The following is an 11,943-nucleotide window of genomic DNA, read 5'->3' on the forward strand; positions in this document are numbered from 1 at the left end:
GAGATCGGTGACCTTGGCTCCCGCGATCCGCAGCACCTCCTGGATGGCCAGAATCGGGAAGTCCGCGCAGTGCTTGCGGCGGTTGATGCGCTCCTCGGCGATCGCGGCCAGGACGCCCTTCTCACTGATCAGCGCGGCGGAAGCGTCACCATGGTCGCTGTTGATTCCCAACACCAAACGATTCACGCGGATGTCTTTCGAGGTTGACGGTCGAGATGGGTCGCGCAGCGCCCGGAGCTCCGGGCGTGGATCAAAACGAAAACGGCGGCGCGATCGATGGTCCGGGCCGCCGCACCGTTCCCAACGGCCCCGGAAGCACGAGGTTCGGGTCGCCAGCGGACCCGACAGGGTCACAAGCGCGAACAAGGAAAGGCTCCCGGCCCCTCCGTGTCAAGGCAAACCCGTAGAACTCACGGCGACTCCAGGGGGAACGTGCTTCATGATGCGGCCGCCAGCGCTCCCGTCGCGGCTCCCGGATTGACGGACTCGGAGCGCAGCGGATATCGTTGAGCGTTCTTTTCGGCCCATGGGCCGCTCCCACGGGACTCCACAGGACTCAGCGCCCCGGCTTCACCAACCCTCTATGGATCGCACGATCGCTCTGGCTCCCTACTGGGAGCGCATTTGGGCTCGCCGCGGGATGATCCTGACGCTCGTCCTCACGGCGACGGTGGTGGTCGGTGCGATCTCGTTCGTCATGCCCCCCTGGTACCGGGCCGAGGTCGAGCTGCTGCCGCCGACGGAGGACGATAGCGGCTTGGGCATCGCCAGCCTGCTGAAGGGCGTTGGCGTGCCAGGAGTCAAGATCCCGACCGAAGTCTCACCCGCCGAAGTGTTCATGGTCATTCTTCGCAGCCGGCGGATCAACGAGCAGATGGTGGATCGCTTCGATCTCAAGCGGCTCTACAAGAAGAAACTCATTGTCGATGCGGTCAAGGAGCTCCTTCAGCACTCCAGGTTCAAGCTGACCGCGGCCGGAACCATCCAGATTACCGTCGAGGACAGGAGTCGCGACCGTGCCGCCAAGATGGCGAACACCTACGTCGAGCTCCTCGACCAGTTCAATCGCGAGACACGGATGACCAAGGGCCGCCGGACTCGTCTCTTCATCCAGGGCCGCCTCGACGAGACGCGTCGTGAGCTGGCGTCGGCCGAGCAGACGCTCGCCCAATACCAGGTGAAGAACAAGGCGGTCGTCTTGTCCTCGCAGATGTCGTCGGCCGTCGATCAGGCGGCGCGGCTTTACGCGCGGAGGATGGCGCTCCAGGTCCGGCTCGGTGTGGTGCGCGGGTATTCGGCGGGCAGCGAGGAAGAACTGCAGATCCGGCAGGAGCTCGCCCAGCTCGATCGCCAGATGCGGGAGCTGCCGGAAACCGGACTCGAGCTCGCTCGGCTGGTTCGCGAGGTGAAAGCTCTGGAGCAGGTGTTCGCCCTGCTCACGGCTCAATACGAGGATGCGCGCATTACCGAGGCCCGTGACATCGTGACGGTCGAGGTCCTCGACCGGGCCACACCACCCGAACGAAAGTCTCGCCCGCGGCGCGGGATCATGATCGCGGGGACTTTCCTGGCTTCCCTGGTCCTCGGGGCGGGATATGCAGCGCTCAAGGAGGAGGAACGGCCCCGGCCCATGGTCCGCGCCGTGGGCTCGGATTGAAGACTCGAACCGGTATCTTCCGCTGGCCCCGGGTCGACTCATGCCTCTCATGAAGACTGCCCACGTCAAACAATGGATTCGGTCGGTCATCGGCGACCGGGGTGCGACTTGGATTCATGCAACTCGCTTCGCGCTCAAGAATCCGTGGGCCTGGGAGCTGGAGATGGACTTCCTTCCCGAATTCCTGCGTTCCGGCGATGTCGCCGTAGACGTCGGCGCCAACAGCGCCGATTGGACATCGGTGTTCTCGCGGCGCGTCGGCCCCACCGGTCATGTCTTCTCGTTCGAGGCGGACCCGTACTACGCCGACGTCACCGCGAAGACGATCCAGATCCTCGGACTTCGTAATGTCCGGTTCTTCCCCTTCGGTCTATCGGATCGAAAGAGCGAGGCCTGGCTGGAGGTCGTAGACACCTGGAACACCCGAGTGTCGGGGACCGGCCGGGTGCTCGAGCCGAGTGAAGAATCCACGGTCAGCGCCGAACGGCGCGTATCCATCCGACTCGAATCCCTGGACGACCTCGCGCAATCCCACCCCGAACTCTGGAAGACCCGCATCATCAAAGCCGACGTCGAGGGGTCGGAGCTCATGGTATTCCGTGGAGCACGGCGCGTGATCGAGAAGTCTCGGCCGATCTGCATCCCGGAGCTCGATTGGCCGCAGGTGGGTGGCTACGTGCAGAAGGACGTCATCGACTTCTTCCTGGCCCTCGGCTACGAAAGCTACGTCGCCGTCACCTCGACGTTGCTGCGCCCTTCGCACGAGGCGGGCGCCATCCCCGAAGGGCCGCGGTCCAACCGCATCATGATCCCGCGGGAGCTTCCACTGCCGGGTTCCGTGCAGGTCGAGGCCGGCGCACATCCCGCGTGATCGAGGCATGATCCAGCCCCTCCGCAGCCCGGAAGACGCGGCGAGAGAGTTCGATCGGTGACGTCGCTTCGCCGAAACGCCATCGCCAACGTCCTGGGTCGCTCGGTGACGGCCGCGCTCTGGGTGGTGGCCACGCCTTTCGTTCTCGATCGGCTCGGAGCCGAGCGCTTCGGCATCTGGGCGCTGTTCTTTGCGTTCAGTGGTTACCTGACCACGTTCAATCTCGGGATCGGCAACACCATGATCCGCTTCATCGCCGCCGAGCGCGCTTCGGAAGACCGCCTGGCGGTCCGCCGCACCCTCGGGCGCGGCCTGTGGCTGGCTGGCGCGCTCGGTGTGTTCTGGGCGCTCGCCGTGGTCGTCGCACGGTCGGGGATCGCGGGAGCATTCCGCGTGCCGGCACCGCTGGTGCCGGAAACGCTCCAGGCGCTGCTCATCTTCTCGCTGGGGGTGTTGCTGACGTTCCCGATTCAGGTGCTCGCCGGGTCGCTCCAGGGATTCGAGCGACTTGATCTCTCGAACCTGTGCATGGTGCTGGGTGTCGCCGTCCACATCGTGGCTCTCTACCTGGGGCTGACGGTTGGGGGAGGCCTGCGTGAGGTGGCGTTGGCGGGCGTGCTTGGGCAGGCGGTCAGCGGACTGCTCTCCGCCTTGCTCGTGGTCGTCCTGGTCAGAAGGGTTCGGCCAGGCACGGGGAGGCCTGGGCCGAAGTGGCGTGAGCTGCTTCACTTCGGCGCCGCGCTCCAGATGACGAACATCCTGTCCGTGCTGCAGTTGCAGGTCGGCAAGATCATGCTGGGTCTGCTCGGAACGCTCGCGATGGTCGCGGACTACGAGTTGGCGTTTCGGGTCGCGAGCGGAGTCGCCGGAATTCCTTATCTGATCCTGGCGGCGCTGATCCCCACTGTATCCCGCGTGTGGAAGAGCGACGGTCCCCAGGCCGTGACCTCGCTGTTCACGACCTCGCTGCGCTGGCTCTACACTCACACCACCATCACTCTGGGCATGCTCTGGCTCCTGGCCCCCGACATCACGAGAGTCTGGCTGGGTCCGAAGCACGACCACGTGGCGGTGTTCATCCGCTTGTGGGCCATCTCCTATGCGGCGGACCTGGCATGGAGCCCGGCCACCGCCGTCGCCCGCGGAATGGGCAAACCCTGGATCGAGGTGGGGAGCCTGATCGCGACGGTGATCATGAACGCCGCTCTCGGCTACTGGTGGGTTCCGCTCTACGGGACTTCCGGCGCCATTGCCGCCATGGCGTGCTCCTATTCGGCGGGCTTCGTCACCTACCTGGCGGTCTCGCGTCGCTTCGGAGTCACGTTCGGGCCATGGATCCGTCGTGAGCTCTTGCCGAGGGCGGCGGTCGCCTGGTTAGCCGTGGCGTTGTGCACGCTGGCTTTGGCCTCCGGTCCGTTGGCCGTTCGCTTTCCTTCGCCCGGATGGGCGCACGGAGCCCTGACCGCGGCCCTCTACCTCTCGGTTTTTGCCCTGTTCTTCCTGCCGTTCGGCGACACGCAGCGAATGTCCAGGGCGGTGTGGCACTTGGTCGCAGGGCTCACCCCGCGCGGCCGGGAGGTGGCGTCCTCGTGAGCACGCGCATCGAGGCCACTCCGTGGATGCCGGATGCGCGCTCTTGGCTGCTGCTTGCGGCCGTGGTGACGGTGGGTCTCACGTTCAACTGGATATTCGCCGCCGGGCTCATGGTCTTCGTGTTCGCTCAAATGGCTCGTCCCTTCCACTTCCTGTTGGCCTTCCTGCTGGTCGTCACGGGCGCGTCGTTCATCAGCAACTCCGGCGGCGGGCTCACGTTCCAGCTCAGCCTGCTCATGTCCGTGATGGTGTTCGCGTTCGTCTGTTACGTGCTCAACTTTCGAGACCGGGTCTTCAGCTTGTGCCTCTCTCCGCTAACCGTGCCGGTCGTGGCGTTCATAATGCTCTCGCTCGCGAACGCCGCGCGCGGAGTCCTGATGGGGAACCATCTCCGCAACCTGGGACTCGAATTCGTCGCCATCCTCGGCCTCGGGACGTCCCTGATCGTCGCCAATGCCTTCGACGCCAAGCGGGACCTGCGCTTCGCGACCATCGCCCTCATCGTGATCGCCCAGGTCGCATCGCTGTGGGGATTCCACTCGTTCGCCGAGGCCCAGACACGGACGGCGAACGCGTACACGGTTGCATTGCCCGGCATCGTGGCGATGTTGCTCGTCAACATGGCCCTGCGCTCGAAGAACCTGGCGACGGCATTCCTATGGGTCCTCTTGTCGGTCCCGCTCTTCCTCCATCAGCTCATCACCTTCGGCAGGGGCCTATGGACCGGCTGCTTCGCCGGTCTGATCGTGACGTTCCTCGTCTTCGGCGGGCGTGGCCTGGGGGCCAGAGCGAGATGGACACGCTCCATGGCGGTGGTCGGCCTGATCGCCGGTATCGGTCTGATCGGAGCCTTCCAGCTGGTCGTCGTCATGGGCCAGAGAGACCTGCTGCAGGACGCGGTGACGCGGCTCATGTCCATCGGTAGCACCAAAGAGGGGATCGAGACACGGTCCAACATGATCCGCCTGTTCGAATACGCGACGGTGATTCCCATCATCCTCAGCTCTCCATGGGTCGGGCAGGGACTCGGGTTCACGTTCGCCGTGGAAGAGCCATTCAGCAGGAAGTATGCGGACCAGTGGGGGGTGCATCAGAACTACCTCCTGGTGTGGCTCAAGCAAGGCGCCATCGGCCTCGCGCTCTTCATCTGGATGCTCTGGACGGCGACGGCAATGGGTGCCCGCGAGGCGCGGCGGCGAAGCGATCCGTGGGAGTCCACCTGGTTCGCCACGATCGCCGCAGGCACGGTCTTCCTGGCCGTTTTCTCACTGACCAATTATCCGTTCGCGGTCGTGAACGAGATGTTCCTGCTGGGCCTCCTTTGGGGAGCTGGCATGGCGATGGCTCGGACCGGCTCCCTGAGTCTCCGCTGGTCGTCCTCGCCCGTCGTTCGAACCGCCGACGCGCCGCGCGCCACGTGGTCGCAGAAGATCTTTCCGCGACGCCCCCGATGAGGAACGGAGTGAGTGACCTGAGCTCGATCGCGACCAGCCGCTTGCCGCGCGTCTGGATCCTCGGGCCCCGCGTCGATCACTATCGCACCGCGGTCTTCGACGGCATCCGTGAGCGCGGGCGTGCGGACCGTCGTTACGATCTCAGCGTCCTCGGGACCTTGCAGGATGGCCGGGCCTTCGGTGGTCAAGCGCGCGAATACTTCCGGTCGTGTCCTCAGACCGACTTCCGCGTCCTGGGGGCGTCCCTGTGTCGCTGGCCGGATGCCGAGAGGCTGGTCGAAGGCGAGCGGCCGGACGTCGTGGTGCTTGCAGCCAATCCGCGCAACACGACCACCTGGACCCTTCCTGCCCTGTGCCGGAGGCTCGGCATCCCCGTCGTGGGGTGGACCAAGCTCCACAGCTACTCGAGTCTCGCGCCCGTGATGCCGTTGATCAAACCCACTTACTACCGCCGCTTCACCCGCATGATCTGCTACGGGGAGTCGGGACGGCGAGAGCTCGTGGCGCTGGGCTATCCCGCCGAGCGGACGACGGTGGCTCACAACACGATCGACACACGAATGATCTTCACGGACGCGGAGCGGATTCGCGCGCGCTCGGAAGCGATTCGAAGCGAGCGTGGGTTGATCGGAAAGAGAATCCTGCTGAATATCGGGCGCATGAATCCGGACAAGCGCCATCGCGACTTGATCGAAGCCTGGCCGAGTTTGAAGGCGCTCGACTCCAGTCTGGTCATGGTGCTGGTGGGGGATGGGCCGCTCGCGACCGACCTTCGCGCTGCGGCAGCGGCGATGGACCCCGAGCGCATCCTGGTCACGGGCAGGGTGCCGGAGGGGGAGGACTACGCCTGGATCGCAGCCAGCGACATCTGCGTCTATCCCGGCGCCGTGGGTCTCGCCATCAACCAGAGCCTGGCTCTCGGGCGGCCGACGGTGATCGCCGACGAGCGGGGGTCCGACAGCGAGGTCCTGATCGGCCATGGACCCGGACAGACCGGCTGGCGATTCCCCCGGGGCGATCGTGCCCGCCTGGTGACCGCGGTGCGTTGGATCCTGGAGCACCCGGGCGAAGTCGCCACGGTGGCCGAGCGGGGCCGTGCACTGGTGCGCGATCAGTGGACTCTGGAAAACATGATCGACGCGATCGACGGGTGCATCCGCGAAACGCTGGCGGAGTTCACCGCCGGAAGCCGCGGTCATCCGAGCGCGGCTTGATCTGACTCCTTCGTTTATTCGTCCTTCCCAATCTCGAGGCTTTTCATGCGTATCGCCGTTTTCGGGCTGGGCTACGTCGGCGCGGTGTCTTGCGGGTGTCTTGCCGAACTCGGTCACTCGGTCGTGGGATGCGATGTCAGCGAGGCCAAGGTCGATCTGATCCGCGCCGGCAAGCCCCCCATCATCGAGGAGGGGCTCGAGGCGCTGCTCCAGAAGGCCATCGCGGACCGTCGTCTGGAGGCGACGCTCGACCCCGACGAAGCCGTCCGCAAGTCCGAGGTCGCCCTGGTCTGCGTCGGAACGCCGAGCACGCCGAGCGGAGGCGTGAACTCGGTCTACCTCGAAACGGCCAGCCGCCAGATCGGCGAGGCGATTCGAAAGCACCGGCCCGAGACCTATGCGATTCTGTCGCGCTCCACGAGTCTCCCCGAGATCCACCGTCGTCTCATCGAGATCCTCGAACGCTCATCCGGCCGCACCATGGGAAACGGTCTCGGATACGTCTGTCACCCGGAGTTCCTTCGGGAAGGCGTGAGCGTCCAGGACTTCTACCATCCGCCGAAGATCGTTTTCGGAGCGACGGACGAGACATCGAAGGAACAGTGCCGGAAGCTCTACCCCGGCATTGAGGCGCCGACGTTCTTCCTCACCGTCGATGAAGCCGCGATGGTCAAGTACGCCGACAACACGTTCCACGCCTTGAAGGTCACCTTCGGAAACGAGATGGGCATGATCTGCCGGACGCTCGGCGTGGACAGCCACCGCGTCATGGACGTCTTCTGCTCGGACACCAAGCTCAACATCTCCGCGAAATACCTGAAGCCGGGATTCGCGTTCGGCGGCTCCTGCCTCCCCAAGGACCTCCGAGGCATCCTCGACGCATCGCGCGCCACGGCGACTCCGCTGCCGATGCTCGCGGGAGCCCTGGCCAGCAACGATGTCCAGATCGCGGCGCTGCTCAAGCGCATCATGGGTGAGACGCGCTCGAAGGTCGGACTGGTGGGCCTGGCCTTCAAGGAAGGGACGGACGACGTTCGCGAGAGTCCGTTGGTGGCCCTCGTCGAGAACCTGAGCGGCAAGGGCCATGCGGTGAAGATCTTCGACCGGCACCTCAGCGTGCAGGGTCTTGTCGGGGCGAATCGATCGTTCGCGTTCTCGATGATCCCTCATCTGGAGGATCTGATGGCGCAGGACCTCGACGACGTTACGAGCTGGGCGGACGTGCTCGTCGTCAGTCATCGGCTCGAGCCCACGACGTGGTCGTCCGCGAAGTTTCGCGCAGGGCAGCGGATCATCGACCTGGTCAACATTCCGGAGCTTCGGAAGGTCGAGGGTTACGAAGGGCTCTACTGGTAGCCGAAACCGTCAGTCGAAGTGAGGATGCGCTCCCCGGCACCAGAGCTCGAGCATGAGCGCGGTGAGTGAGAACGGCTCGACTTCGTCGAGCGGGTAGCGGCCCTGAGAGAGCTCACGCGCGGCGCGAGGCTCGAGGACGCCTAGCTGAACCAGCGCCCCGTCCTCCAGGCGCCGGCCGTACTCCGCGAACAGGGCGTGATGCCAGGCGCGCACGGGCGGCTGGAATCCGCGCTTGCGACGATTCTTGACCCAGTCTGGCACGACGTCGTCGATGGCGGCTTTGAACCACGATTTGGGTGGAAGGTCGACATCCGTCTTGGTCTTCCTCAACCCGATCACGGTCTCGACCAATCGGTAGTCGACCAGCGGCAGACGGAGCTCGACGGAGTTGGCCATGCTGAGTCGATCCCCTCGCGCCATCCCGTTCTCCAGCAGATAGGTCCGGCAGATCAAACGCGTGATGGCGATGTCGATTTCCGACCAAGGCCTCGGTACGGTGAACAGATCGAAGGGGGACGATTCGCGAATCGATTCACGGAAGGATGTCGAATAGATCCTGGCCGCATAGCGCGCTCCCGTCCGGAACAAATCGGTGATGTCATAGAAAACCAAGCGATCGGGAGGGCTCAACCGGTCGCGATGATATTGGGCGATCGAGGTCTTCAGTCCGCCGAGCGACAGGAGCCAGTCGAGCAGGCCTCTTCGAGAACTGAGGCGGGGCCAGTGGAGCGATAGGTAATCTCGGAATCTCGAAGGGGGAACACGCGACTTTCGAAGCGACTGCCGCACGGCATCGGCCACCCACGTGTAGCCCCAGAACAACTCGTCGCCCCCCTGACCCTGCAAGAGGACCGGAACGCCCTGGTCCCGTGCCGCACGGGAGACCGACCAGTAACCGAAGCCCGACAGATCGGCGACCGGGTCGTCCTGCCATCGAATCAGATCGGGGAACCTCCGCACGATGTCTTCGGTCGGGATCTCGATTTCGTGAAACGGCATGCCGAGATGGTCGGCCAATGCCTTGGCATCCGAGCGCTCATCGGAGTGCGGGCGTCCGGAGTATCCGGCGCTGAAGGCGTGGAGAGTGCCGGGATATTGACGTGAGGCAAGAATGGCGATCGCGCTCGAGTCGAGCCCCCCGCTCAATGAGATGCCCACCGGAACATCGGAACGAACGACGATGCGACTGACTGTTTCCAGCTCGGCACGAATGAGCTTCGCCGGATCCCCTTCGAGCGGGGGAGCGTCTTCAGGTCGCCAATAGCAAGACTCCTGGATGGCCCAGGGTCTGACCGTGACGCCGAGTCGATGGCCGGCGGGGAGCTTGCGGATCCCCTTGATCGGGGTCATGGGCTCAGGGACGTGCTGGTAGTGGAAGTAGTGGTGGATCGCGGCCGGGTCGAGATCGAAGCTCGCCACACCGGTGCTCAGCAAGGCGCGAAGCTCGGACGCGAAGAAGATGCGTCCATCACGCTCGCAGAGGTAGAGCGGCTTCTCGCCCATCCGGTCCCGGGCGAGCAGGAGGGACTGCTTGCGCTCGTCCCAGAGGGCGAAGGCGAACATGCCGCGCAGATGATTCACGCATTGGTCTCCGTAGTCCTGGTAGAGATGCGGGATCACCTCGATGTCGCCTTGCGTTCGGAACACGTGGCCGCGAGCCGCGAGCTGCTCGCGCAGCTCGATGTAGTTGTAGATTTCCCCGTTCGCGATTACCGCGATGGACTTGTCCTCGTCGTAGAGGGGCTGCCATCCGGTGGTCGGGTCGATGATGCTGAGTCGCCGCATCGCGAGTGCGACGTGTCGCGACTGGAACTCACCGGAGCCATCGGGTCCGCGGTGGACGATTGCCTGGGTCATCCGACTCAGTTGATCGAGCTGGTCCGGATGAATCGGATCCCGGGAGACGATACCCGCGATGCCGCACATCACAGACCCCGCGAGGGTTCGGAACGCACCGGGGTGGCGGGGCGAGTCGGAAGGACGAGGGGAGTCGATACCATTTCGGAGGCGGAAACTATCGCACGGCTCGCAAAAACTTGGCAAGGACACCGGCTCTTCGATGCCGTCGCTGAGGATGACGCCGAGAGCTTGCTATCCTCCGAGATCTCGGAGCGACCTTCGATACTTCCGCGCCTGAGGCGCGTTCAAGACCGGGGAGGGCGTCGTGAAGCGTTTCCGCGGTTACCTTTCATCGCAATCGTGATCCCGGTCGGGCTGATGGGTCTGGGTTCGAAGGGACTCGCCGCGACTCACGAGATCACCCCGGCGAACGCCTCGAGGCTGGACACACTCCTCGGCACGCGGTTGGTTCTTGGCGCGGCGGTCGACGGCGACCGCATCCACGTCGCGTCCGCTCCCGCAGGGATCAACCTTCCAGGAGTTCTCGATTCGAGGAGCCGTGATCGGATCCCGTCCGAGTTCAAGCGCCCTGGCGCCTTGATCGACAACCTCGAGACGAAGCGTATCTAACTACTGGGACGGAACGGTGTGGAAGGAAGTCTCGGTCGAGGAGGGAGAAGCGAACTGAGTCGATCGTCCCTGCGCGCTCTCAGCGCGATCCAGGGCCACGGGTTCGATGACGGAGGACATAGGCCACAGCCGTGGGACGCAGCTTCTCGTGCATCCGTGTCGCGTGGTACCGGGCAGGCCAAAGAGGGAGTCCGGAAACCCACTCGTCGAGCCAGACGACAGAACGGGATGAGTAAACCGGCCAGCGCGCCGCGAGCTGCGAAGTAATGGAAAAGGCGCACAGGCGCTCACGCATGATCGTGAGTCCCGAAGTCTCGAGAATGCGCCTGAAGATGGAAAGTGGAATGCCTCGCTCGCGGCGGGTCAGTCCCGGCCGTGGCTTGCGCCAGTCCCCCATCGATACGATGGGCTCCCTCAGCAACATGAAGCCTTCCGGGCTCAGACATCTGGAGAGCTCGGCCACGACGGTGCTCACATTGGGGATATGGTGCAGGACGGCGAAAGCCGTGATGAGATCGAACTTCCCATCGGCGAAAGGGAGCAACCCATCGGGCCTTGGTTTCACGTAGGCCACCGGAGTCCCTGCGATACGGTCCACCGCAAAGCCATCGGCAGGCTCCATGATGGTGATGTGGTCTGCGCTCGCTGCAATGGGTCGCAGCTCATCCCCGTAGGCGCTGCCGAATCCCAAGACTCGCCGGTAGCGGCGCTCTGGCAGATGCCGCCACGCATGCCTCTGGTTGAGGGCGTGGTATTTGTACGAGTAGCGGTCCTTGTCCCCCGCGCCGAGGTTGAAGTACCCGCGCTCCTCGTCCTCGAACCACTGGCGAATCTGCTCTGGATCGAAGTCGTCGCCATACAACGTCTCGCCTCGCAGGGCCGACTCGACACTCGTTGGATCGCCTCCGCCCTGGGCTCTCCGTGGCTCGAGGGAGATCGTGTTCATGGGCGCGCTCCTCGCAAACAGCTCGATCACTCGCTTTGACGCGAGCAGGCGAGCGGTACGCTGTCTGACAACCGACTGGCCCGACACGGGGCACGGACCAGCGAGGAACTCTGGCACTGGTCGCTCACCCTCGCAAGGGAGCTTGGGTTCCCGCCATGCCATCCCGGGACTCCCACCGAGTTTCTCGTTGCCGCTCAGATGCGCTCGGAGTACCTTTGTTCGCTGCCCTTGGACCCCCTGGCCGGACGAAATCGGAATGGTCGACGCACGGATCGAGACGGTGAATGACTACGAGGATCCACGCCCGATCCGCGAGTTCTTCACCCGCCTGGTCGATTCCGATCCGGAGACCGCCGAGCTGCTCCGGGCCTCCGGTCCCTCGC

Annotated in this window: 10 protein-coding genes; 7 read left to right on the plus strand and 3 right to left on the minus strand. The window is 64.5% G+C overall.

Annotated features, from left to right (window positions below; genetic code table 11):
* Nucleotides 1–186 (minus strand): carbamoyltransferase (locus VFQ05_00485; protein ID HET9325228.1); only part of this gene is annotated, 186 nt, incomplete at its 3' end.
* Between the two features lie 397 nt (nucleotides 187–583).
* Here VFQ05_00485 and VFQ05_00490 point away from each other — a divergent pair.
* From VFQ05_00490 to VFQ05_00515, 6 genes are all read left to right on the plus strand, one after another.
* Entirely contained in the window at nucleotides 584–1,657 is a 1,074-nt protein-coding gene (locus VFQ05_00490; protein HET9325229.1) for a Wzz/FepE/Etk N-terminal domain-containing protein, read from the plus strand.
* Between the two features lie 163 nt (nucleotides 1,658–1,820).
* A complete protein-coding gene (locus VFQ05_00495) occupies nucleotides 1,821–2,528 on the plus strand; it encodes an FkbM family methyltransferase (GenBank protein ID HET9325230.1) in 708 nt (235 codons plus the stop codon).
* 57 nt (nucleotides 2,529–2,585) lie between these two features.
* The gene (locus VFQ05_00500) at nucleotides 2,586–4,121 is read left to right on the plus strand and encodes an oligosaccharide flippase family protein (GenBank protein HET9325231.1); all 1,536 of its coding nucleotides are present in this window, start codon (nucleotides 2,586–2,588) and stop codon (nucleotides 4,119–4,121) included.
* Nucleotides 4,118–5,575, plus strand: coding sequence for an O-antigen ligase family protein (locus VFQ05_00505; protein ID HET9325232.1), 1,458 nt, complete (start codon nucleotides 4,118–4,120; stop codon nucleotides 5,573–5,575). Before VFQ05_00500 ends, VFQ05_00505 begins: the two co-directional genes overlap by 4 nt.
* 8 nt (nucleotides 5,576–5,583) lie before the next feature.
* The gene (locus VFQ05_00510) at nucleotides 5,584–6,789 is read left to right on the plus strand and encodes a glycosyltransferase family 4 protein (GenBank protein HET9325233.1); all 1,206 of its coding nucleotides are present in this window, start codon (nucleotides 5,584–5,586) and stop codon (nucleotides 6,787–6,789) included.
* Between the two features lie 45 nt (nucleotides 6,790–6,834).
* On the plus strand, nucleotides 6,835–8,145 hold the full coding sequence (locus tag VFQ05_00515; GenBank protein ID HET9325234.1) for a nucleotide sugar dehydrogenase: 1,311 nt from the start codon (nucleotides 6,835–6,837) through the stop codon (nucleotides 8,143–8,145).
* Nucleotides 8,146–8,154: 9 nt separating this feature from the next.
* Here VFQ05_00515 and asnB read toward each other — a convergent pair whose 3' ends face one another.
* A complete protein-coding gene (gene asnB / locus VFQ05_00520) occupies nucleotides 8,155–10,071 on the minus strand; it encodes an asparagine synthase (glutamine-hydrolyzing) (GenBank protein HET9325235.1) in 1,917 nt (638 codons plus the stop codon).
* A 291-nt stretch (nucleotides 10,072–10,362) separates the two neighbouring features.
* On the opposite strand from asnB, the gene VFQ05_00525 reads away from it, so the two are divergent.
* Nucleotides 10,363–10,614 carry a hypothetical protein gene (locus VFQ05_00525; protein HET9325236.1) on the plus strand — a complete coding sequence of 84 codons (252 nt, stop codon included), beginning with the start codon at nucleotides 10,363–10,365 and terminating at the stop codon, nucleotides 10,612–10,614.
* Nucleotides 10,615–10,693: 79 nt separating this feature from the next.
* On the opposite strand, the gene VFQ05_00530 is transcribed toward VFQ05_00525, so the two are convergent.
* Nucleotides 10,694–11,560, minus strand: a complete 867-nt coding sequence (locus tag VFQ05_00530; GenBank protein HET9325237.1) for a class I SAM-dependent methyltransferase — start codon at nucleotides 11,558–11,560, stop codon at nucleotides 10,694–10,696.
* Between the last annotated feature and the right edge of the window lie 383 nt (nucleotides 11,561–11,943).

Source organism: Candidatus Eisenbacteria bacterium (assembly GCA_035712145.1).
GTDB lineage: Bacteria > Eisenbacteria > RBG-16-71-46 > RBG-16-71-46 > RBG-16-71-46 > DASTBI01.

Coding starts and splice junctions, on each gene's coding strand:
- VFQ05_00530 (HET9325237.1), bottom strand. CDS start 11,560: ATGAACACGATCTCCCTCGAGCCACGGAGAGCCCAGGGCGGAGGCGAT.
- VFQ05_00490 (HET9325229.1), top strand. CDS start 584: ATGGATCGCACGATCGCTCTGGCTCCCTACTGGGAGCGCATTTGGGCT.
- VFQ05_00495 (HET9325230.1), top strand. CDS start 1,821: ATGGACTTCCTTCCCGAATTCCTGCGTTCCGGCGATGTCGCCGTAGAC.
- VFQ05_00515 (HET9325234.1), top strand. CDS start 6,835: ATGCGTATCGCCGTTTTCGGGCTGGGCTACGTCGGCGCGGTGTCTTGC.
- asnB (HET9325235.1), bottom strand. CDS start 10,071: ATGTGCGGCATCGCGGGTATCGTCTCCCGGGATCCGATTCATCCGGAC.
- VFQ05_00525 (HET9325236.1), top strand. CDS start 10,363: ATGGGTCTGGGTTCGAAGGGACTCGCCGCGACTCACGAGATCACCCCG.